Raw genomic sequence first — 20909 nt, forward strand, 5'->3', positions numbered from 1 at the left:
CCGTGTTTTCGCGTTTACTACAGCAACGAACTGCGAAATCAAACTTCTGTTAGTCGCCCATCTTGCTGAGGTAAAAGGCTACTAGAAAGCCAATTACGGTGATAAGGCCCGTAAAATTATGAGCTACCTCGAAGGCCTCCGGAATCATGGTGTCGGCAATCATGGCCAGCACCGCTCCGGCGGCTACGGCCGTGGTGACGGCTATTACATCGGGCGAGAAATGGCTGAAAATGGAGTATCCCGCCAACGACGCAATGCCCGAAATAACGGCAATGCCCGTCCATAAAGCCAGCACAAAACCCGGCGAGCGGCCGGCCTTGCGCATGCCCGCGGCGCTGGACAAGCCTTCGGGCAGGTTGGATAAGAAAATAGCGACCACTGCCACGGTGCTTACGGTGCCGCCGGCCAGCAAGCTCAGCCCAATAACGATGCTCTCCGGAATGCCGTCGAGCAGCGCGCCCAATGCAATGGCCATGCTGTTGTCTTTATCGGAACTGGCGGCCGATTTGTCGTCGGATGATTTGGTTTTCTGCCGCTCTTCGTGCTGCTGCGTGCCCGAGCGCTTGCGGTGTTTGGCACCGGCGTGCGACAAAATCCAATTGGCGAGCGTGTACACCGCTGCACCCCCAAAAAAACCATACGCCGCCGAATCGAAGCCGCCTTTGCGGTAGGCATCTTCCATGAGCTCCAGCGACAAAGTCGAGATCAAAACGCCACTGCCAAAGGCCATTACGGCCGCAATCAGCCGCTGCGATACGTGGGCGTAGTAGCCAATAGCGGCCCCCAGCATGAGGGCAGAGCCTGAAACCAGGCCCCAAAAGCCCGCGAGAGCCCAAGTCGGAAAATGCATACAAGTGCGTATAAGTTGCGATGGCTGCTTATACGCGGTGTTGGGCCAATACGGTGAGAAGCTCTGCGTCGGTGAAGCCCTCGATTTCTACTTTCTTGAAAGGGACGGTGTGGCCCGTTACCAGCGCAAGCCGCGATTTCGGCACGGCCAGCAGGTCGGCCAAGTAGCTCAGCAAACAGGCATTGGCCTTGCCGTCCTGCGCGGGCGCTTTCAGCCGTACCGTAACTGCGCCATCTTCAGATACTTGCAGGGCGTTCTGGCGGGCATTGGGCTTGGCCTTGAGGTGCAGGACCGCCATGCTGCTACGTCTGGGAGTTGTAGGCGTCGTACACGTTCCAGGCCCACAGGGCAAACGGAATCACGATGGTCCACCACAGCAGGAAGCCAACTACGCCGCTAAGAATCCAAATAAAGACGGCTTTAAGTATTTGCCCCTTAATTAGTTGGCCCAGGCCGGGCAAGAAGAAAGAGAAGATGGCGGGAACGCCGTAGGTCTGTTTCATGGCTAAAAGAACGCGCTTAGAATACCCCTAATGATACCGGTTTCTGCGCACTTTAGGGCCGCTACGCTTGCGCAGGTTGTGTTTTTGCTCCCAGCCGCTGTTGGCCAAACGGGCACTGATCCAGCACCACGCAGCGGCCACAGGCGGGCGTATGAAAGTAGCAGCACTTCTGCCCGTGAAACATCAGTGCCTCGTGGTGATCGTAGACTTGCTGGGCATCCCAGTCGGGCGGTAGCAGCGCCGACAGCAGGGCGTGCGACGCTTCGGTGCCCACCTTCGGGCCGATCAGGGCCAAGCGCTGGGCCACGCGATGGTGGTGGCTGTCTACGGGCATGGCCGGAATGCGCAAGGTGCTGAACAACAGCGTGGCCGCACTCGTCTTGGGGCCCACGCCCGAAATAGATTCCAACCAAGCACGGGCCTCCGCAATGGGCATCTCGGCCAAAAACGCTAAGTCGCATGGTCCGTTGCAGCGCGTGCTGATTTCGCGGAGCACCGCTTGCAGGCGAGGCGCTTTTTGCTCGGGCCACGTGCAGGCGCTGATGGCGGCTTCTACCTCGGCGGTGGGGGCGTCGCGCACTTGCTCCCACGTCGGAAACTGCGCCCGTAATTGCTGGTAGGCGCGGTGCGAATCGGCGTTTTTGGTACGGTGCGACAGCAGCGCGCTAATCAGCTCGCTCAGCGGGTCTTTGGTGCTGAAAAACGGGAACGGCGCCCCGTATTCGGCGCAAAGCCGCTCGTGCACGAGCAGGGCTTTGCGCCGGCGCAGGTCAAAATCGGATAAGTCAACAATAGCTTCCACTTGCCTACCTACGCAGCACAAGGGGTTTGAGATGAGCTATTGGGCGCGATTGTAGAGCGAAATGGCTTGCTTGATGTTGCGTTGCTGCTTGCCCTGAAGCACCAGCGGCACAATGAGCAGCGGCAGGCCGGCATACACCAGCGGCGAGATGCGCGCCGCCCCGCTTTCGTTGGAGTTGAAAGTCGAAAAGATACCGGCGGCTACTACGCCAGCCGCGGCAACGTAGCTGAGCGTGGTAATGCGCTGATAGCTACGGGCTTGGTCGAGCAGGGCGCGGCTGGCGGGCAAGTCAGAAGTAGCGACGCTGAGGTTGCGCAGACTCAGATCCTCGATAGGACCGTTGTCTTTGCTAAAGTACTCGGTCTTAACGGTTTGGTAGCCGCCGTACGGGTAGCCGTAGCCATAGCCGCCAAAGCGCCCGAAGCCACCGTACGAGCTGTAGCCGTACGGGCTGTTTGAGTACTGGGTGCGCGTGATCGAGTACAGACTGATCCGGCCGACGCGGTCTCGGCGCAGCGTGGTTTCGCGCTTGGATTTGGGCAGCGTAGTGCGCACGTAAAAGCCCGTTTCATCTTCGTAATACCGCACTTGGTCGAGGTCGAACCGTTGGCCGTCGTCGAGCAGCAAATAACTCCGGCCAAATACGGGCTGCTTGACTATCACATCGTAAGCGCGGTACACTTGGCCGTTTTTTAGGCCCACGGCATAGCGCGTCGTGTTGGGCGGCGGCGCGGGCAGCGCAGTTTGGCGCTGCTGCTGGTGCTGGCGCACCGCCGAATCGGGCAGCGTGGGCTGGGTGTTGAGCTGGCGCGGCGCAGTTTGGGCAAAGGTGGTTGCCGTCGGCAAGGCCAGCAGGGACAGCGAAAAGAGGAGAGGACGGAGGTTCATGCAGTGAACAACGTAAATTTTTGCTGAAAAATGTGCCCGAAAAGTGGGGTTCGCATGAAGTTCAGCGCGATGACTATCAAGCAAATAAAGAACTCCTTTCTGACGGACCAACGCAAGCTCAGCGCACTCGGTAGCAAGACCCCATCACTAGCCTCCACGGTTGCATCAATGCAAAAAACGGCGGACGACACTAAGTCGCCCGCCGTTTTTTTTATTCTTGTAAATGATTAATATTCAATATGTTGTCTTCTGGCAGGCTACTTCAATAGCTGTTCCAGTAGGCTGATGCTATCTACCATGTCGGAGCCCGATTCGAAGTCCAACGGTTTGAGGATGTAGCCGGCCACGCCTAGGTTTTGGGCACTCAGCCGGTCTACATCCATCGACGAGGTCGTGGTCACGAACACCGGAATCTGATTCAGATGGGCGTGGCTGCGTAGTTCTGCCAGAAACTCGTGCCCGTTCATTTTAGGCATGTTCAGGTCCAGCAGAATCACTTCGGGTAACGGCTCGATGGGCTCCACGCCGTTGCGGCCAAGCAGCAAATCCAAGGCCTCGATGCCGTTGAAAGCGGTGTAGAGCTTGTGCGGAATGCTGAATTTGGCAAAGCTTTTCTCCACGGTCATCGTATCGAAAAAATCATCTTCTACCAGCAATACTGATCTCATAATATATTGATTATCAATCATTTATGTAATTGAGCTATGCGCTCACTTTGGAAGCCTGCGAGACTTTGGGCCACGTGAATACAAACGCCGCGCCGCGCTGGCCATCCGACTCGACGTGGATGCTGCCGCGTTCTTCCTCAATGATTTTGCGCACGATGCTCAGGCCGATGCCCGTGCTTTCGGCCGTGTGCCGGTCGCGCAGGGTTTGGAACATGAGGAAGATTTTCTCGTGAAATTCGGGCGCAATGCCCGGCCCGTTGTCGGCTACGGTAAACTCGTATGCTCGCTTGCGCTCGCGGCAGCTCACCGTGATGGTGCCCGCGCCGCGGTCGTGGTACTTTACGGCATTGCTCATGAGGTTGGTGAATACCTGCTGCAAGCTCAGCCGGTCGGTGGTGAGGGTAGGCAGGGTGGAAGCGAACTCCACCGTGAAATCAAGCGGCACGACCATTTCCACTACCTCGCTCACGAGTTGGTGCACGTTTACCTCCTCGAGCTGGTGCTGGGTGCGGCCTACGCGCGCGTACTGCAACAGCCCGTTGATGAGGTCTTCGAGCCGGCTTAGCCGCCCTTTCATCATGGCCAAATAGCTGCGCATCTGGTCGGAAAGCTCGTGCGAAAGCTCTTCCTCAATCCATTTCACCACCGTATTCACGCCCCGCAGCGGCGCTTTCAGGTCGTGCGATGCTACGTACGCAAACTGATCCAGCTCCTGATTGCGTTTTTCAAGGGCGCCAAATACTTCGTCCAGCGTCTGCGTCATGCGGTTCAGGGAGGTAGCGAGGTTGCCGAGGCTGTCCTTCTCCTTGTCCTTGATCTGAACAGAATAATCGCCCTGCACGACTTTATCGGCTAATTGCTCAATGATCTGGATGCGGCGGTTTGTGTCGAGGTTAACTTGCTCTAATTCAGCCTGAAGTAGATCATTGGCCTTCACTTCCTGCGAAATCTTGCGGAAGAGCCACAGCACCGTGATGATCGCGATCACGGCCGAAATGATGATGGCAATGGGCGTGGTTTTCTCGTAAAAATCTTGGCCCGCGTTGCGTTGGTGCAGCAGGTCTTCTTCCGTGCTGCGCATGCGCTGAATCACGTCGCGGAGGCGGTTCAGCAGAGCCCGGTCGTTGGTCAGGAGCGCCCGTGCCGCATCAGCCGAAGGCTTCTTCTGACGCCACTGATTCAAGAATACTTTTTCTTCCTCGGTGATTTGCCTAAGGGTGTCTAAGCGACGTTGCTGCACCGGATTGTCGGCGGTAAGGCGCCGCAGCGAATCCAGATTGGCATCGGTACCGGAAACTGCGGTGCTGTAGGTGGCCAGATAAGAGCTGTCGTTGAGCAACAAGTAGCCACGCACCGAGCTTTGGCCGTCGCGCACGCGCATGCGCAAATCGGAGGTATGTTGCAGCACTCTGTAAGTGTGCCCGACCAAACGCGTGTAGTAGCCCAGCCGCTGAATACTGAAATAGGCGGCCAGCGAAGTGGCCAGCAGCACCGCCAAGGCAATGCTGAAGCCCAGCAGAATTTTTGTATTTAGCTTAAGGCGCATAGACCACAAACTTACGGCCTTTGGCCCGGAATCCGTTGGCTTGGCAGCGGCACCGTATCTTCGCGGCTGGTTTCCAATTCCTGCTCTATGCCTGCCGATCCGATTACCAGCCCGCAGAATCCGCGCATCAAAAACCTGTTGCGCCTGCAGCAAAAGCCTGCCGAACGCCGCCAGCAAGACCTGACCATCATTGAGGGCTACCGCGAGCTGACCATTGCCCACCAGGCGGGCATCGAGGTAAAAGCGCTGTTTCTGTGCCCTGATCTTGCAACGCCCACGCAACAGCATGACTTGCAGCAACTTCTGGGGCCGGCGGTAGAGCAATTTGAAGTGTCGAAAGCCGTATTTGAGCGCGTGGCGTACCGCGAGGGCTCCGATGGTGTGCTGGCACTGGCGCGTCCGCCGCACCGCCGCTTAGCCGACTTAAAGCTGCCCGCAAACCCTTTGCTGCTTATTCTGGAAGCCGTCGAAAAGCCCGGTAACCTAGGCGCCGTGTTGCGCACTGCCGATGCTGCCCGCGTCGATGCCGTTATTGTTTGCGATCCGCGTACCGATCTCTACAACCCCAATGCCATTCGGGCCAGCATTGGCTGCGTGTTTACCAACCAATTGGTAGCCGCTTCCACCGACGAGGTATTGGTGTGGCTGCGACAACACGGCATCCGGAGCTTTGCCACAACGCCCGCCGCCGAAAAGCTTTACACCGACATGGATTTTCGCGTGCCATCGGCCATCGTAATGGGCACCGAAGCCACCGGCCTCAGCGACTACTGGCTGCAAGCAGCCGACGAGCGCATCAAAATTCCGATGGCCGGCTACATCGATTCGCTCAACGTCAGTACCTGCACCGCCATCATGACCTTCGAGGCCGTGCGCCAACGCGGAAAGTGAAATTACATAAATATTTGATTATTAAATATTTATGTAATTTCACTTTAAAACTTCGCCGTGACGGAAAGGTTCGTCACGCGGCCTTCGAGCGGCGCCCAGAGTTGACGAAACGTAGGGTTGGTGCGGTCGCCGAGCACGATGTTTTCTTTGCGCGTGATGCGGTAATTGAGCAGATTTTCGGTGTTGAGCACGAAGGCCAATGGACCGGTAGCGTACCGTGCCATAGCAGCCATGATGGGGTAGCCGGGCGTGGTAGTGCCGTCGTCGAGGTACTGCTTGCCAATGTAGGAGGCCTCGAGGCCGGCTCGCCAATGCTCGCTGAACTCGTACGTACCGACGCCGGCAAGCTTGTGGCGCGCGATCAGGCTCAGGTAAGGATTGGCGGTGTCGTAGCGCTTGCGAGCATCGGTGAACACATAGCCCAGGTATAGCTCTGTTTCGTCTTCCCGCATACGCACGTACGTTTCAAACCCACGCGTCAGGAAGGGCTTCGGCGCGTTGAAAAAGGTAATGAAGCCGGTCGTAGGGTCGAAGTTGAGCAGCAGCGGATGTTGAATGCGCGTCAGGAAAAACGACTGGTTGATGGTCAGCGAAAACTCCCCGTCGGTAAGCTGATAATTGAGATCCCAATTGGCGCCCGCCGATTGCTCGGCCCGCACCGTACTCGCAAAAGGCAGCACATGAGCGAAGTCACGCTCGTCGAGTTCATTCACGAAAAAAGACGGCGCTTTGTAGCCCAGTCCGCCACCCAGCCGCGACGAAACCCGCGCCGAAAATTTATATAGCGCACTGAGGCGCGGCAGCACAAACGTGCCGTAGCAGTTGTGGCGGTCGATGCGCAAACCGGTTTGCAGGTTAAACGCGGCAGTAAGCTTCCAGTCATCCTGCACGAATACGCCCGGCGTCACGTAGTTGTAGGGGCGCAGTTGCAGGTCTGCGAGGTTGCGCGGGCGGAAGCTTTCGCCGGTTACGTTGGCGCCCAGCACCACATCGTGGTGGCCCAGCGAGCCGTTGCGGCGCAAGTAGCTGCCTTCCGCGTAATACGACAGCTGGCGGGCGTTGAGGCCGGTGGTGTTGGTGCGGGCAACGCGGCGAAAGTCGCTCGCGCTGCCTTTCACAATCAACTGATCGCCGCGCTCGGCGTTGGTCGTGCGCTCGTAGCGGGCATCCACAGTGTTGCGCCACGATACGTTGGTGATGAAAAACTGGTGCTGCGAATCGGGTTTATCGTTCAGTACTTGCATGTCGCCGCCCTGCCGCTTTTCGTAAGTACTTGTGTATCCGATGATTACCTTGCTTATGTCATTTGGGTACAGAAAGAAGCGCGGGTGCACCGTCACGCTTCCCAAGCGCGGTACATCCGAAAAGTCATCGTGATTAACATCCACGCTCTGCTGCCGGGTGCCGCCTACAAATAGCGTGTACCCCACCTTGTCGTGGCGAGCGGAAAAATAGCCGTTGGCGTTACTCTCGCGCAGGGTACTCTGGTTGAGCAACAGCACATGTTCGGGCGCATTTTGCAGGGGCTCTTTTGAAATTAGGTTGATCATGCCCGCGATCGCGCCGCCGCCATACAGCGTCGACGAGGCGCCCTTGATGATTTCGACTTGGCGCAAATCCAGCGGCGGAATCTGCAGAATGCCGAAACTGCCCGCATAGCCGCCAAACAGCGGCAGACCGTCGCGCAGCAGCTGCGTGTATTTGCCCTGCAAGCCCTGAATGCGCAAATCGGCGTTGCCGGTCGTGGCCGAGGTGGGCTGCACCTGCATACTGGCCACGTCGCCGAGCAACGACACGATGTTGCCGGGTTTGAAACTGCCTTCCTCTTCGAGTTCTTCCGCGCACAATACCTCCACCCGGGTCGGCAGATCCTCGATGCGCGAGTTGGTGCGCGTACTGGTCACCACGATTTCTTCCAACTCATTGGCATTGGGAGCGAGCAGTACCAACAGCGACTCGCCAGGCGCTTGCGGCAGCGTCAGCCGCATCGTTTTGGCCTTGTAGCCCAACGAGGAAAAATCGAGTTGAACGGTTTCCTCCGGTATATTTTCCAGCGTCACCTTGCCTTTTGCATCCGCGGAAGCGCCGTTGGCGGTGCCGTGCACAACAACTGTTGCGCCCACCAGAGCTTCGTGCGTCACGCTGTCGCGGACGATGGCGCGGCAAGTATTTTGACCAAAAGCAGCTGAGGCCGTAAGCCACAGCAACAGAAAAAATGGTAATTTTAAATACATAGGAAAGCAGGCTGAAGCAGCAAGGATGCGGCTGCTTGCATGAAGAATGCAGGAAGAATCAGACAGCGCGTTAGTGCCACTGCAAATCGCCCTGAAGCATGGTGCCTTTCACCGCGAATGCGTCATCAAACAGGCATAAGTCAGCCAGATAATGGGCTTGTAGCAGGCCTAGCTCATGATCTTGATGAATGACCCGTGCCGGATAAAGCGTCGCCATGCGCAGGCTTTCGGCTAGCGAGAGCCCTACGTGTTGCACGCAATTTTGCACGGCTTGCATGAGGGTCAGCGCCGAGCCGGCGAGCGTGCCGAGTTCATCCACAAACCGCTCGCCGTCGCGCCGAAACCGGTACGCGCCCTGCGTGCTTTCCTCCACGGCGTCGGTAATCAGGAACAGGCGTTCGCCCATGATTTTCTTGCTAATGCGAATGGCGGCAAAGTCGCAATGCTGGCCATCGGCAATGATGCTGGCGTGCGCCGATTCGGCATCGTACACCGCCCCAACCATTCCTGGCTCGCGACTGCCCAACGGCGACATGGCGTTGAACAAATGCGTAGCCGCCGTAAATCCCTGGCGGAAGCCAGCCGTAGCCTGGGCATACGTCGCGTCAGAATGGCCCGCTGAGAGCACGACGCCCGCTTCGCGCAATAACTGCACTACTTCCGGCGTAGCGACTTCCGGCGCCATCGTCATGATTCGAAGTGCACCTTGGCTAAGATTCAATAAATCAGTTACTTCTGAAGTTGTTGGCGCCTTAATGAATTCGGCTTGGTGCGCGCCTTTTTTGATGGGGTTGATGTAAGGCCCTTCTAAATGAATGCCCAGCAGTCCGTAAGGGCTTTGTTGGCAAAAGGCGTTGGCCGCTTCCAGCGCCGCCCGCATCATGGCGGGTGAGTTGGTGGGCATCGTTGCCAGAAAGCGGGTAGTACCTTGGCGCAGAATAGCTTGCTGCAAGCCGGCCAGTACTTCCACAGTCGGCTCGACGGAAAACAGCACACCTCCGCCGCCATAAATCTGCAAGTCGATCAGGCCGGGAGCTACGTTGAGCCCACGGGCATCGGTGCGCGGTATGTCGGCAGGCAGGTCGGTGCTGGGCAATACCGCTTCAATGCGTTCGTCGCGGAGTAGCAGCGCGTGCTGAGGCAGCACCGCGGTGCCGGTATACAGGGTGCAATTGGTAAGAGCGTGGCGCATCCGGAATCGAAGGGTAGGGAGAATACGTAAGCGATTAGGGCCAAAACTACTACGTTGGCGCGCAGTGTATTCTTTTCTGGCTATTCGCAATTGCTTCACTCCATGGTTGAGCACCGCACTTTTCGCATTCATGGCCGCGTGCAGGGCGTTTTCTTTCGCCAATCCACGCAGAAGAAAGCCCAAAAATTAGGTCTCACCGGTTACGTCCGCAACGAGCCCGATGATACGGTTTGGATAGAGGCTGAGGGCCCAACGGAAGCTTTGGACGCCCTGGCACAGTGGTGCCGTAAAGGTCCGCCCGCCGCCCGAGTGGATAGGGTAGACGTGCAGTTGGGTGCCGTGCAGCATTATGCCGACTTTAAAGTGCAGCGATGATGTTTTAGGTATTTGTATAAATAATTGATTATTAGATATTTATGATACTAAAAAGTAACGAAAAAGGCCCGGCGTAAGCCGGGCCTTTTTCTTAAGCTATCTAGTTGCAGATGAATTAATCGCTGCTCTTCGACGAGCGCAACCGCTCATTTTCGTCCAGCAAGATTTTACGCATCCGCACCGATTTTGGCGTTACTTCCAGGTACTCATCCTTCTGGATGTATTCCATGGCTTCTTCCAGCGAGAACTGGCGCTTGGGCACAATCTTCGCGTTTTCATCCGAGCCAGAAGCACGCATGTTCGTGAGCTTCTTGCCTTTCTGGATATTGATAGTCAAGTCGTTGGGGCGGGTATGTTCGCCAATTACCTGACCAGCATATACATCCTCGCCCGGGTCAACGAAGAACTGGCCGCGGTCTTGCAGCTTGTCGATGGTGTAAGCAGTACCAGGGCCGGTTTCCAGCGAGATCAGCGAACCTGCGATACGGCCCGGAATCGGGCCTTTGTGCGGCTCGTAGCTCTGGAAGCGGTGGTTCATGATGGCCTCACCTGCGGTAGCCGTCAGCATGTTGTTACGCAAGCCAATCAAGCCACGAGCCGGAATGTTGAATTCCAAGTGCTGCAAGTCGCCTTTCGGCTCCATGATGGTCAGTTCGCCTTTACGCGCCGACACCAGCTCGATTACTTTACCCGAAGTTTCTTCCGGCACGTCTACTACCAAGTGCTCGATCGGCTCGAGGCGCTGGCCGTTTTCTTCTTTGAACAGCACCTGCGGCTGACCTACTTGCAGCTCGAAGCCTTCGCGGCGCATCGTTTCGATGAGAACCGACAAGTGAAGAATACCGCGGCCGTATACCAGAAAGGTGTCTTCTTTGTCGGTGGGCTCAACGCGCAGGGCGAGGTTTTTCTCGGTCTCCTTGTACAAACGGTCGCGCAAATGGCGCGAGGTTACAAACTTGCCTTCTTTACCGAAGAAAGGCGAGTTGTTGATCGTGAACAACATGTTCATCGTCGGCTCATCAATGCTGATGGTCGGCAATGCTTCTGGGTTCTCGGCATCGGCAAGGGTGTCGCCGATATCGAAGCCTTCAATACCCGTTACCGCGCAGATTTCGCCCGAGCTAACTTCCGAAACCTTGTTGCGGCCGAGACCTTCAAACACGTGAAGCTCTTTGATCTTAACTTTCTTGATGCTGCCGTCGCGCTTGCACAGGCTCATGTTAGCACCTTCTTTCAGTGTACCGCGGTGCACACGGCCAATCGCAATACGACCCACGAAAGCCGAGTAGTCGAGCGAAGTAACCTGCATCTGCGGGGTGCCTTCTGCGGTAGGAGCCGCCGGAATTTCCGACACGATGGCGTCAAGCAAAGGGACCAGGTTGTCGGTCTTCTGTTTCCAGTCGCGCGACATCCAGCCCTGCTTCGACGAGCCGTACAGCGTCACGAAGTCAAGCTGATCTTCCGAAGCGCCGAGGTTGAACATCAGGTCGAAAACCTGCTCGTGCACCTCATCAGGACGGCAGTTTTCCTTGTCTACTTTGTTTACGACCACGATAGGCTTCAGGCCTAAGTCGATGGCTTTGCCCAGCACGAAACGCGTCTGAGGCATGGCGCCTTCGAAGGCGTCGACGAGCAGCAATACGCCGTCGGCCATTTTCAACACGCGCTCTACCTCGCCGCCAAAGTCGGCGTGACCAGGAGTGTCGATGACGTTGATTTTTACGTCTTTATAACGCACCGACATGTTTTTGGAAACGATGGTGATTCCTCGTTCCCGCTCCAAGTCGTTATTGTCAAGAATAAGATCGTCGAAGTGTTGATGTTCGTCGAATATTTTCGAAGCGTGGATAATCTTGTCCACGAGCGTAGTCTTGCCGTGGTCAACGTGCGCAATGATTGCGATGTTCCGGATGTTCTGCATACAAAGGGTTTTGCGGGCGCAAAGGTACGCATTTATCAGCGCAAAAGCCCGCAGTATTAAAATGTTAACTCACTGTGGCTTAAATCCTCGGCAAGCTTCGCGATCCGAACTCTAGTCCAGCTGCGTATGTTGCAACACAGAGCAGCTATATAGTTGTTCCTTATGCTCTCACAGACTTTCATCAATTTCATGTTCATGCGCTCATCTTTGCTGATTTTGTTGGTATCGGGCATCACGTTGAGTACCGCTTGCTCGCAAAAGAAAGGACAAACCGTAGCCGTTGAGAAATCCTTGGCTTCCACTATGCCTTCGGTCTCGGCCAAAGCCTATCCGAAGCCCAAGCTCGTTACGGGCAAGCCCGGCGAGTTTCCAGTGCACAAAACCGACGCGGAGTGGCGCAAGCAACTCACGCCGGCCCAATATTTTATCCTGCGCGAGCAGGGCACCGAGCGCGCATTTGCCAATAAGTATTTCGACAACCACGAAAAGGGCAACTACTACTGCGCCGCCGACCACAACCTGCTCTTTTCTTCCGACACGAAGTTTGAATCGGGGACGGGTTGGCCGAGCTTCTGGGCTCCGGCAACTGAAAATAGCCTGAAGGTAACTGCTGACAACAGCTACGGCATGAGCCGCGACGAATTGGTATGTGCCAAGTGTGGCGGCCATCTAGGCCATGTTTTCGACGATGGCCCCAAGCCCACGGGGCAGCGCTATTGCATGGATTCGGACGGCATGATATTCGAGAAAACGAAGTAGCCAATCGCAGCTCCGATTTCGGGCGGCCCGTTGGCAAATTTTTGCCGACGGGCCGTTTCGTTTGTTATATGAATAAGTCGGATCGATGAAAATGAAGGCGCGCAATTAAATTAACCTCCGGCCAGGGTTAAGCGTTTTACAGAAGCTGACTTGCTCCGGGTTTGCTCTAAGAATGGCGAAATGATAACTAATTATAAATCAAGTATTTACGGTTTAGGGCTACTCGTCGGCCTCGGCTTGCTAACAAGCTGCACGGCTACCGAAGGAACCGCCGCCGAATCGGATCAGCCGCGCGTGCCCAGCGAAATCCGCAACGATGCCGATCGCAAAGCCGCTTATAACAGCAATGCCGGCTACGGCGGCTCCGTACCCGACGCCACGCCAGGACGCGTGCCCATTCGGGAGCAAGCCAGTGGCACCAACGCCCGGCAGCGCCCCGAAAGCGTGAACACCAACAACCCCAACACAACCACGCAGGAAACGCGCCTGCGCCGCCTCAACGACGCACCCCTCGATACTACCCGGCGGCCTTAAAACAGAAGCCCGACCACTTTCTTGTGATCGGGCTTCGCAAAGGATTTTCAACGGGTTGTTTTACGCGTTGTTGTCGGAAGTGCTGGCGTTATCTGTGGAGCTCGAAGTTGTATTGGTAATGGCTCCGTTGGTCGAGGGGCTACCCGTACGGCGCGGCGCGGCGGCCGGAGTCGTCCGTGAGGCGTTGCTCGGCCGGCCTCGGCGGGCGGCGGGTTCAACTACTTGAGCCCGACTCACTGGCACCGGACGTGCAGGCCGAACGGTGGGTGCCGGGCGCGAACTCACGGCAGCCGGACGTTTTGGGGTGGCCGGCGCCGTCAGGGTGATGGCGCTTTCCGATTCGGTAGAGATGCTATCCGAGCCAGCAGGCGTGGCGGCGTCATTTTGCTGCACAATGTTGTACAAAGCTTGCTCAAACAACCGTTGCGTTTCGATATCCAGACGTTGGGTAGCTTCTTTTACCACCTCTTTTAGCTTGGCTTTTGTTTCTTTGCGAATGCGCTTTACCACCTCCTTCATGCGGTTGTCGAGCTCTTTCTGCAACTGTTTGGCTGCCGATTTAAGGGCTTTTTTATGCCCCGCTCGCTTTAGGGTTCGGGCGTCCGTCATGATGTTGGAAGCACGGGCAGCTGCCTTTGCCGCTTTGCGTTGGGCCTTCAGCGCAGGGTCTTTCGGGGCCTTAGTTTCGGATTGCTCCTGGTCGGCTTTTTTCATGATTGAAAATAGAGTTAAATGATTTATTAACAACAAATTAGCGCGTCGTCATTTGCTTTTTGCTTTGCAAAAGCAGGTGGCAGGTTTGCGCACCATCCAGTGAATCGCTTATACGGGAGTTCCTGCTTTTCCTTGTTCCTTTACGCCTAATTAAGCAGAACAGCTAATTCCGCTCTGCTTCTTTAATTTACCTTTTTGCTCTTTCCCTTTCTCATGCAGTCTGATCCTCAACGTTATACAGTTACGGCAGCCTTGCCCTATGCCAACGGTCCGGTACACATCGGGCATTTGGCCGGCGTGTATTTGCCTGCCGATATTTATGCGCGCTACCTGCGCGCTGCGGGACGCGATGTCAAGTTTATTTGCGGCTCCGACGAACACGGTGTGCCTATTACCATTCGGGCGCAAAAGGAAGGGGTTACGCCTCAGCAAGTTGTCGATAAATACCATGCGCTAATTCGCGATTCTTTCGTTGATTTCGGAGTATCATTTGATATTTATTCGCGCACTTCTTCTGCTACGCACCGCGAAGTTTCCAGCGGCTTTTTTCTCAAGTTATATAACGATGGAAAATTCGTTGAGCAGACTTCGCAGCAGTATTACGACGAAAAAGCCGATCAATTTTTGGCCGATCGCTACATTGTGGGCACGTGCCCAAATTGCGGCAACGAAAATGCTTACGGCGACCAATGCGAAAAATGCGGCTCGTCGTTGAGCCCAACCGAATTAATTAATCCGCGCAGCATGCTCAGCGGCAACCAGCCGGTACTGCGCGACACCAAACACTGGTATCTGCCTCTGGATCAGTACGAACCGTGGCTGCGCGAGTGGATTATCGAAGGCCACAAAGGCGACTGGAAAGCCAACGTTTACGGGCAGTGCAAATCGTGGATTGATCAAGGCTTGCATCCGCGGGCAGTTACGCGCGACCTCGATTGGGGGGTGCCCGTGCCGGTGCCGGGCGCCGAAGGAAAAGTGCTCTATGTGTGGTTTGACGCGCCCATTGGCTACATTTCCGCCACTAAAGATTTATTGCCCGATACCTGGGAAACCTATTGGAAAGACAGCGGTACCAAGCTGGTGCATTTTATCGGGAAGGATAATATTGTCTTTCACTGCATTATTTTCCCGGCCATGCTTAAGGCGCACGGCGAGTATATTTTGCCTGATAATGTGCCGGCCAACGAATTTCTAAACCTCGAAGGCGATAAGATTTCGACTTCGCGCAACTGGGCCGTGTGGTTGCACGAATATTTGCAGGATTTTCCGGGCAAAGCCGATGTATTGCGCTACGTATTGTGCGCCAACGCCCCCGAAACCAAGGATAACGATTTCACCTGGAAAGATTTCCAAGCGCGGAACAACAACGAATTGCTGGCTACGTTTGGCAACTTCGTAAACCGCGCCGTGGTGCTCACACATAAATACTTCGGCGGCAAAATTCCGGCGCGCAATGAGCTGACAGATTTCGATCAGGAAGTGCTGCAGCAGCTCAGCGAATTTCCAACGCGCATCGGGCAATTAATCGATAATTATCGCTTCCGCGATGCATTGGCCGAATTGCTGAATCTGGCGCGTTTGGGCAATAAATACCTGGCCGATACTGAGCCGTGGAAACTCATCAAAACCGATGAATCGCGTGTAGCGACCATCCTCAATATTGCGTTGCAAATCACAGCCAGCCTTACCACGCTAGTAGAGCCATTCTTGCCTGCTACATCGGCCAAACTGGAGGCCATGCTGCAAATTGAAAAAACGGCTTGGTACGCCGCTGGCAACCCCGATGCGCTGCCCGCCGGGCATCAAGTGGGGGAGGCTTTCCTGCTATTCGATAAAATCGAAGATGCGACTGTTGAAGCGCAGGTGCAGAAATTGCTCGATACAAAAAAGGCCAATCAACTAGCCAGCGCGCCTGTAACGCCCGCTAAGGAAAACGTGTCGTTTGATGATTTCTCGCGCATGGATTTGCGCATCGGGACAATTATTGCCGCCGAAAAAGTAGCCAAAACCAAAAAGCTGCTCAAGCTCACCATCGATACCGGTCTGGATGAGCGCACCATCGTCAGTGGCATCGCCGAATTCTTTATTCCCGAAGCACTCGTTGGTCAGCAGGTAATGGTATTGCTTAATTTGGCTCCGCGCGAAATCAAAGGCATCGAATCGCAGGGTATGTTGCTGTTAGCAGAAAATGCCGACGGGTCCTTGGCATTAATGCAGCCCGGGCAGCAAACTCGCAATGGTAGTGCTGTTTTATAAATGATTGATAATTAATTAGTTATAAAATAAATAATTCTGGCTGCTGCGTTGAATAATTTTCAATGCAGCAGCCAGAATTATTTTACATTGACCACATTCATGGCCCGCTCTATGCCCAGCGCACCGAACGTAAGCACGGCGTCTGCGGCTTTTTCAATGCGCAACGGCAACTCGATTTGTTCGTCGGGCGAAAAAGGATCTAGCACGTAATCGACCTGCCGGCCTTTCGGAAAATTCGCATCCACGCCGAAGCGCAATCGGGCATATTCGTCGGTGCCGAGCGTTTCCTGAATGTGCTTCAAGCCATTATGGCCACCTGCCGAGCCTTTGCCTTTCAGCCGTAATTTGCCAAAAGGCAGCGCCAAATCATCGGTCACCACCAGCATTTGCGACACCGGAATTTTCAGGGCGCTCAAATAATGCGCAGCAGCTTTGCCGCTCAGATTCATGTAGGTAGTGGGCTTCACCAGCGTAAAGCTTTTGCCCTTCGACTTAATTTCGGTGACAAAAGCATGACGCCCAATTTCGAAATGCGCATCGTGCTTGGCCGCCAAGTAATCGGCAACCATAAAGCCGATGTTGTGGCGCGTATCGGCATACTCAGGGCCGATATTTCCCAGAGCCATCACAAGGAATTTCATATCACTGCTTTTTCGAATTAATGGGGAGATACGGGCTCCGGGACGGAAACAACGCCTCGAATGTATGCTTCACAAAAAAGGCCGCCCTGAAAGAGCGGCCTTTTGAGTTTGGGCGAATCGGCTGCAAAATTACGCGGCTAATTTCTCCCAAAAGTATTGATGCTATTTCTCGGCAGCCATCTGGCCTTTCAGCGCACGTGGGATGGTTACGGTAGCGATCGGAGCCAAGGGGTTGGTCAGGATGGTGTAGTTGGTAGGCTGCACCTTGTTTACCTTGATCGACTTGCCTAGTTCGAGGTCCGAGATGTTAACTTCTACGAAGTCGGGCAGGTTTTCGGGCGTGGCCTTCACTTTCAGCTTACGCAACTTCGACACCAGTTTGCCACCTTGCTGTACGCCGGGCGAAACCCCAATGAACTTCACGGGGATGTCCATCTTGACTTCTTTGCCGCCTTCCAGTTCGAGGAAGTCAACGTGCAGTAGCATTTCGTTTACGGGGTGGAACTGGGCGTCCTGTACAATGGCGCGGTACATCGTGCCTTCTACGTTCAGGTCCACGATGTGAACTTCGGGAGTGTACAGCAGTTCGCGGAAGAGAATAGCAGGAGCCGAAAAGTGAACTTGCTCTTTGCCACCGTACAATACGCACGGTACATAAGAATCAAGACGTAACTGCTTTGCATCTTTCTTGCCGAGATTCGCTCTTTTAAACCCTACAACCTCTAAGCTTTTCATAAAAAGTGTGTTTGAATATTCCGTTGCCCTGACCATCAGGGCAAATCGGGCCGCAAAGATAAGCGGTTTGTTTTATATTCGGAAGGTCAGATCGATTCTGCCTAGTAACGAGGCCGAAACGGTACTCCTAAATGAACAGCGAGCTAATGGACTCGTGCGTCACCACATTGCGGATGGCCCGGGCAAAGAGGTCCGCTAGGGAAATGACCCGTATTTTATCATTCTGCTGCCGCAACGGAATTGTATCAGACACCACCAGCTCCTGTAGCGCCGAAGCCCGGATGCGGTCGTGCGCAGGGCCGCTCAGAATAGCGTGTGTAATGACGGCGCGTACCGATTTGGCGCCGCGCTCCATGAGCAAATCAGCCGCTTTGCAGATGGTGCCGGCCGTGTCCACAATGTCATCTACCAGTACTACATCTTGGCCCGTTACATCGCCGATCACCTGCATAGAAGCGATCTCATTAGCCCGCAAACGCGTCTTGTCACATACCACGATCTCGGCGCCGAAGCGCTTGGCGAAAGCTCGGGTACGCACCACGCCGCCCACGTCGGGCGACGCGAAGATGAGATTTTCCAGGTTCAGCGACTTGATATACGGCACGAACATCGCCGCGCCATCTAAGTGGTCAACCGGAATGTCAAAAAAGCCCTGAATCTGGCCGGCGTGCAGGTCGCAGGTCATAAGCCGGTCAGTGCCAACGCTTTGTATAAAATCGGCTACTACCTTGGCCCCAATGCTGACGCGCGGCTTGTCTTTGCGGTCCTGACGGGCGTAGCCGTAATACGGCATCACGATATTCACCGATTCGGCTGAGGCGCGCTTGGCCGCGTCTACCATCAGCATCAGTTCCATGAGGTTTTCGGCGGGCGGAAAGGTGCTCTGAATCAGAAACACCGCACAACCACGCACGCTTTCGTTGAAGCTAGGGCCTAATTCCGTATCGGCGAAGCGCTGAATGCTCAGGTCACCGAGGGGGGTTCCGAATGCGTCGGCAATCCGAGCCGACAGTTCGGGATTGGAATTGCCGGCAAAAATTTTAACCTGTGGAGCCATGGTAAGGGAAGTAAAGGATGAGGACTGCAAAAAGGAATTGAGCGGCTCCGGGAAAATCGCGGAAACCCAATTTAGCGAAGGAGTAGGCCAAACCAAAAAAGCGAAAGGCGCCGGACTTCCTTTTCGAGGAAGATCCAGCGCCTTTCGCGTTACTTAACCAGTTGTCCGACCAGGGCTCGAACCTGGACTTTCTTGAATCAAAATCAAGCGTGTTGCCAGTTACACCATCGGACAAAATACCCATCAGCTGTGCCGTTTGGGTGTGCAAATGTACGACGGGTTTAATTCAAGGCAAATTTTGCAGCAAAAATTTTTTCCGCCTCCACCGCACCTATTGTGCACGGATGGGGTTTTTGCGGGGCTGAATCCCTGATTTTCAGCACTTCATGCTTTGCCAAACTTTCCGGTAATCCGGCTTTGGCAAAGCGGCATTTTAGCCGTAGTTTTGCGGCCTGAAACCCTTGCCCCACTCATTATAAAGATACGCAATGGCGAATACCGGAAAAATCACCCAGGTCATCGGTCCCGTCGTGGACGTGAGCTTCGCGGGTGAAGGCACCAAACTTCCCAACATCCTCGACGCGCTCGAAGTCACGAAAGACAACGGCCAAGTGGTCATCCTGGAATGCCAGCAACACCTCGGCGAAGATCGGGTGCGCACCATTGCCATGGACTCAACCGAGGGCTTGACCCGCGGGGCTGTAGTTCGTGACTTGGGCTCGCCCATCACTATGCCCACCGGCGAAGGCATCAAAGGCCGCCTGTTCAACGTGATTGGCCACGCCATTGACGGCATTCCACAGCCCAAAAGCGATGGTGGTCTGTCTATTCACCGTCAGGCTCCCCCTTTTGAAGATCTGGCTACTTCGTCGGAGATTCTCTACACAGGTATCAAAGTTATCGACCTGCTCGCCCCCTATGTAAAGGGTGGTAAAATTGGTTTGTTCGGTGGCGCCGGTGTAGGTAAAACTGTGCTAATCATGGAGTTGGTTAACAACATTGCCAAGGCCTATGCAGGTCTGTCGGTGTTTGCCGGCGTGGGCGAACGTACCCGCGAAGGCAATGACCTGCTGCGCGAATTCATCGAATCGGACATCATCAAGTACGGTGAAGAGTTCAAGCATTCAATGGAGCAAGGCGGTTGGGATCTCTCGAAAGTAGACGAAACCGAACTGGCTAAATCACAGGCAACTCTCGTGTTTGGCCAGATGAACGAGCCACCCGGAGCCCGTGCTCGCGTAGCCCTCTCGGGCCTGACCGTAGCGGAAAACTTCCGCGATGGCGACGGCACCGGCGCTGGTCGCGACATCCTGTTCTTCATCGACAACATCTTCCGCTTTACGCAGGCGGGTTCGGAAGTATCGGCTCTCTTGGGTCGGATGCCGTCAGCCGTAGGATATCAGCCTACGCTGGCTACCGAGATGGGTGCCATGCAAGAGCGCATCACGTCAACCAAGCGTGGCTCAATCACTTCGGTACAAGCTGTTTATGTGCCTGCTGATGACTTGACTGACCCAGCTCCGTCAACGACGTTTGCTCACTTGGATGCTACCACGGTATTGTCGCGTAAGATCGCCGAGCTTGGTATCTACCCTGCAGTAGACCCGCTCGACTCGACGTCGCGCATCCTGTCTGCCGACCTGATCGGTGACGAGCACTACAACACCGCCCAGCGCGTGAAAGAGATTCTGCAGCGTTATAAAGAACTGCAGGACATCATCGCCATCTTGGGCATGGACGAATTGTCGGAAGAAGATAAGCTGGTTGTATCGCGCGCTCGTCGTGTGCAGCGTTTCCTTTCCCAGCCGTTCCACGTGGCTGAGCAATTTACCGGCCTAGCTGGCGTATTGGTTGACATTAAGGACACGATCCGCGGCTTCAACGAGATCATCGAAGGCAAGTACGATCACCTGCCCGAGGCAGCGTTCAACTTGGTAGGCAGCATCGAAGATGCTGTAGCCAAAGGCGAGCGTCTGATCGCAGAAGCCAAGTAATTGTTAAAGGCGAAACCAACCACTATATAACTATTTGATTGTCAATTAGTTATATAGTGGTTGGTTTAACGATTCCACTTATGCATTTAGAAATCATCACGCCAGACCGGAAAGTATTCGAGGGCGAAGTGACAGCCGTCGTATTTCCCGGAAGCGACGGACAGTTCGAGGTTCTTAACAACCACGCGCCCTTGATTAGCACCTTGAAACACGGCGAAGTTACCGTGACCAGCGCTACCGGCCGTGAAGCCTTTCGCATTGAAGGCGGCGTAGTAGAAGTTCTTCGCAATAACGTAATTGTACTGGCTGAGGCCATTGTTGCTTAAGCCAGAACTGCTTTTTATGAAAA

General features: G+C 55.0%; 21 protein-coding genes and 1 tRNA gene. 7 read left to right on the forward strand and 15 right to left on the reverse strand.

Going from position 1 to position 20909, the window contains the following annotated elements:
* Window positions 1-49: 49 nt before the first annotated feature.
* The 7 genes from H9I52_RS00885 to H9I52_RS00915 form a co-directional block, all read right to left on the reverse strand.
* Window positions 50-850, reverse strand: a complete 801-nt coding sequence (locus H9I52_RS00885) for a ZIP family metal transporter (RefSeq protein ID WP_139514601.1) — start codon at window positions 848-850, stop codon at window positions 50-52.
* Window positions 851-878: 28 nt separating this feature from the next.
* Entirely contained in the window at window positions 879-1148 is a 270-nt protein-coding gene (locus H9I52_RS00890) for a DUF167 domain-containing protein (RefSeq protein WP_187452273.1), read from the reverse strand.
* A gap of 4 nt (window positions 1149-1152) precedes the next feature.
* Window positions 1153-1353 (reverse strand): hypothetical protein, encoded by a 201-nt coding sequence (locus H9I52_RS00895; protein WP_139514599.1) that lies wholly within the window; start codon window positions 1351-1353, stop codon window positions 1153-1155.
* A gap of 61 nt (window positions 1354-1414) precedes the next feature.
* Complete coding sequence (gene nth, locus H9I52_RS00900) at window positions 1415-2155, reverse strand: Fe-S cluster assembly protein HesB (RefSeq protein ID WP_316247987.1); 741 nt, start codon at window positions 2153-2155, stop codon at window positions 1415-1417.
* A gap of 36 nt (window positions 2156-2191) precedes the next feature.
* Window positions 2192-3043 (reverse strand): hypothetical protein, encoded by an 852-nt coding sequence (locus H9I52_RS00905; protein WP_187452274.1) that lies wholly within the window; start codon window positions 3041-3043, stop codon window positions 2192-2194.
* A gap of 257 nt (window positions 3044-3300) precedes the next feature.
* Window positions 3301-3711 carry a response regulator gene (locus H9I52_RS00910; protein WP_230471290.1) on the reverse strand — a complete coding sequence of 137 codons (411 nt, stop codon included), beginning with the start codon at window positions 3709-3711 and terminating at the stop codon, window positions 3301-3303.
* A 34-nt stretch (window positions 3712-3745) separates the two neighbouring features.
* On the reverse strand, window positions 3746-5257 hold the full coding sequence (locus tag H9I52_RS00915; protein WP_187452275.1) for a sensor histidine kinase: 1512 nt from the start codon (window positions 5255-5257) through the stop codon (window positions 3746-3748).
* 87 nt (window positions 5258-5344) lie between these two features.
* Here H9I52_RS00915 and H9I52_RS00920 point away from each other — a divergent pair, with 87 nt between their 5' ends.
* A complete protein-coding gene (locus H9I52_RS00920) occupies window positions 5345-6148 on the forward strand; it encodes a TrmH family RNA methyltransferase (protein WP_187452276.1) in 804 nt (267 codons plus the stop codon).
* A 44-nt stretch (window positions 6149-6192) separates the two neighbouring features.
* Here H9I52_RS00920 and H9I52_RS00925 read toward each other — a convergent pair whose 3' ends face one another.
* Together H9I52_RS00925 and nagA are read right to left on the reverse strand one after the other, a co-directional pair.
* Entirely contained in the window at window positions 6193-8382 is a 2190-nt protein-coding gene (locus H9I52_RS00925; RefSeq protein WP_187452277.1) for a TonB-dependent receptor, read from the reverse strand.
* Between the two features lie 70 nt (window positions 8383-8452).
* Window positions 8453-9574 carry an N-acetylglucosamine-6-phosphate deacetylase gene (gene nagA / locus H9I52_RS00930; protein WP_187452278.1) on the reverse strand — a complete coding sequence of 374 codons (1122 nt, stop codon included), beginning with the start codon at window positions 9572-9574 and terminating at the stop codon, window positions 8453-8455.
* A 102-nt stretch (window positions 9575-9676) separates the two neighbouring features.
* On the opposite strand from nagA, the gene H9I52_RS00935 reads away from it, so the two are divergent.
* Window positions 9677-9949: an acylphosphatase gene (locus tag H9I52_RS00935; RefSeq protein WP_187452279.1), complete on the forward strand. Its 273-nt coding sequence runs from the start codon at window positions 9677-9679 to the stop codon at window positions 9947-9949.
* Between the two features lie 115 nt (window positions 9950-10064).
* Here the strand turns inward: H9I52_RS00935 and typA are convergent, their stop codons facing one another.
* Complete coding sequence (gene typA, locus H9I52_RS00940) at window positions 10065-11870, reverse strand: translational GTPase TypA (RefSeq protein WP_139514591.1); 1806 nt, start codon at window positions 11868-11870, stop codon at window positions 10065-10067.
* 162 nt (window positions 11871-12032) lie between these two features.
* Between typA and msrB the strand changes: the two genes are divergently transcribed.
* Both msrB and H9I52_RS00950 read left to right on the forward strand, forming a co-directional pair.
* Entirely contained in the window at window positions 12033-12629 is a 597-nt protein-coding gene (msrB, locus tag H9I52_RS00945; RefSeq protein WP_262385914.1) for a peptide-methionine (R)-S-oxide reductase MsrB, read from the forward strand.
* Between the two features lie 180 nt (window positions 12630-12809).
* Window positions 12810-13163 (forward strand): hypothetical protein, encoded by a 354-nt coding sequence (locus H9I52_RS00950; protein WP_187452280.1) that lies wholly within the window; start codon window positions 12810-12812, stop codon window positions 13161-13163.
* 60 nt (window positions 13164-13223) lie between these two features.
* Here the strand turns inward: H9I52_RS00950 and H9I52_RS00955 are convergent, their stop codons facing one another.
* Window positions 13224-13877, reverse strand: coding sequence for a hypothetical protein (locus H9I52_RS00955; protein WP_187452281.1), 654 nt, complete (start codon window positions 13875-13877; stop codon window positions 13224-13226).
* Between the two features lie 213 nt (window positions 13878-14090).
* On the opposite strand from H9I52_RS00955, the gene metG reads away from it, so the two are divergent.
* Window positions 14091-16133: a methionine--tRNA ligase gene (metG, locus tag H9I52_RS00960; RefSeq protein ID WP_187452282.1), complete on the forward strand. Its 2043-nt coding sequence runs from the start codon at window positions 14091-14093 to the stop codon at window positions 16131-16133.
* 77 nt (window positions 16134-16210) lie between these two features.
* Here the strand turns inward: metG and pth are convergent, their stop codons facing one another.
* The 4 genes from pth to H9I52_RS00980 form a co-directional block, all read right to left on the reverse strand.
* Window positions 16211-16774 (reverse strand): aminoacyl-tRNA hydrolase, encoded by a 564-nt coding sequence (gene pth, locus H9I52_RS00965; RefSeq protein WP_187452283.1) that lies wholly within the window; start codon window positions 16772-16774, stop codon window positions 16211-16213.
* 162 nt (window positions 16775-16936) lie between these two features.
* Entirely contained in the window at window positions 16937-17509 is a 573-nt protein-coding gene (locus H9I52_RS00970) for a 50S ribosomal protein L25/general stress protein Ctc (protein ID WP_139514586.1), read from the reverse strand.
* A gap of 127 nt (window positions 17510-17636) precedes the next feature.
* A complete protein-coding gene (locus tag H9I52_RS00975) occupies window positions 17637-18566 on the reverse strand; it encodes a ribose-phosphate pyrophosphokinase (RefSeq protein ID WP_139514585.1) in 930 nt (309 codons plus the stop codon).
* Window positions 18567-18727: 161 nt separating this feature from the next.
* Window positions 18728-18800, reverse strand: a tRNA-Gln gene (locus H9I52_RS00980).
* 254 nt (window positions 18801-19054) lie between these two features.
* On the opposite strand from H9I52_RS00980, the gene atpD reads away from it, so the two are divergent.
* Window positions 19055-20560, forward strand: a complete 1506-nt coding sequence (atpD, locus tag H9I52_RS00985; RefSeq protein ID WP_139514584.1) for a F0F1 ATP synthase subunit beta — start codon at window positions 19055-19057, stop codon at window positions 20558-20560.
* 80 nt (window positions 20561-20640) lie between these two features.
* Window positions 20641-20886, forward strand: a complete 246-nt coding sequence (gene atpC / locus H9I52_RS00990; RefSeq protein ID WP_139514583.1) for an ATP synthase F1 subunit epsilon — start codon at window positions 20641-20643, stop codon at window positions 20884-20886.
* Window positions 20887-20909: the final 23 nt, after the last annotated feature.

This window comes from Hymenobacter sp. BT491, assembly GCF_014349165.1.
Taxonomy (GTDB): domain Bacteria; phylum Bacteroidota; class Bacteroidia; order Cytophagales; family Hymenobacteraceae; genus Hymenobacter; species Hymenobacter jejuensis.

What these genes read in the sequence shown, in the direction of transcription:
- H9I52_RS00885 (WP_139514601.1), bottom strand. Translation starts at nt 850, where the DNA reads ATGCATTTTCCGACTTGGGCTCTCGCGGGCTTTTGGGGCCTGGTTTCA.
- H9I52_RS00890 (WP_187452273.1), bottom strand. Translation starts at nt 1,148, where the DNA reads ATGGCGGTCCTGCACCTCAAGGCCAAGCCCAATGCCCGCCAGAACGCC.
- H9I52_RS00895 (WP_139514599.1), bottom strand. Translation starts at nt 1,353, where the DNA reads ATGAAACAGACCTACGGCGTTCCCGCCATCTTCTCTTTCTTCTTGCCC.
- H9I52_RS00905 (WP_187452274.1), bottom strand. Translation starts at nt 3,043, where the DNA reads ATGAACCTCCGTCCTCTCCTCTTTTCGCTGTCCCTGCTGGCCTTGCCG.
- H9I52_RS00910 (WP_230471290.1), bottom strand. Translation starts at nt 3,711, where the DNA reads ATGAGATCAGTATTGCTGGTAGAAGATGATTTTTTCGATACGATGACC.
- H9I52_RS00915 (WP_187452275.1), bottom strand. Translation starts at nt 5,257, where the DNA reads ATGCGCCTTAAGCTAAATACAAAAATTCTGCTGGGCTTCAGCATTGCC.
- H9I52_RS00920 (WP_187452276.1), top strand. Translation starts at nt 5,345, where the DNA reads ATGCCTGCCGATCCGATTACCAGCCCGCAGAATCCGCGCATCAAAAAC.
- H9I52_RS00925 (WP_187452277.1), bottom strand. Translation starts at nt 8,382, where the DNA reads ATGTATTTAAAATTACCATTTTTTCTGTTGCTGTGGCTTACGGCCTCA.
- nagA (WP_187452278.1), bottom strand. Translation starts at nt 9,574, where the DNA reads ATGCGCCACGCTCTTACCAATTGCACCCTGTATACCGGCACCGCGGTG.
- H9I52_RS00935 (WP_187452279.1), top strand. Translation starts at nt 9,677, where the DNA reads ATGGTTGAGCACCGCACTTTTCGCATTCATGGCCGCGTGCAGGGCGTT.
- typA (WP_139514591.1), bottom strand. Translation starts at nt 11,870, where the DNA reads ATGCAGAACATCCGGAACATCGCAATCATTGCGCACGTTGACCACGGC.
- msrB (WP_262385914.1), top strand. Translation starts at nt 12,033, where the DNA reads ATGCTCTCACAGACTTTCATCAATTTCATGTTCATGCGCTCATCTTTG.
- H9I52_RS00950 (WP_187452280.1), top strand. Translation starts at nt 12,810, where the DNA reads ATGATAACTAATTATAAATCAAGTATTTACGGTTTAGGGCTACTCGTC.
- H9I52_RS00955 (WP_187452281.1), bottom strand. Translation starts at nt 13,877, where the DNA reads ATGAAAAAAGCCGACCAGGAGCAATCCGAAACTAAGGCCCCGAAAGAC.
- metG (WP_187452282.1), top strand. Translation starts at nt 14,091, where the DNA reads ATGCAGTCTGATCCTCAACGTTATACAGTTACGGCAGCCTTGCCCTAT.
- pth (WP_187452283.1), bottom strand. Translation starts at nt 16,774, where the DNA reads ATGAAATTCCTTGTGATGGCTCTGGGAAATATCGGCCCTGAGTATGCC.
- H9I52_RS00970 (WP_139514586.1), bottom strand. Translation starts at nt 17,509, where the DNA reads ATGAAAAGCTTAGAGGTTGTAGGGTTTAAAAGAGCGAATCTCGGCAAG.
- H9I52_RS00975 (WP_139514585.1), bottom strand. Translation starts at nt 18,566, where the DNA reads ATGGCTCCACAGGTTAAAATTTTTGCCGGCAATTCCAATCCCGAACTG.
- atpD (WP_139514584.1), top strand. Translation starts at nt 19,055, where the DNA reads ATGGCGAATACCGGAAAAATCACCCAGGTCATCGGTCCCGTCGTGGAC.
- atpC (WP_139514583.1), top strand. Translation starts at nt 20,641, where the DNA reads ATGCATTTAGAAATCATCACGCCAGACCGGAAAGTATTCGAGGGCGAA.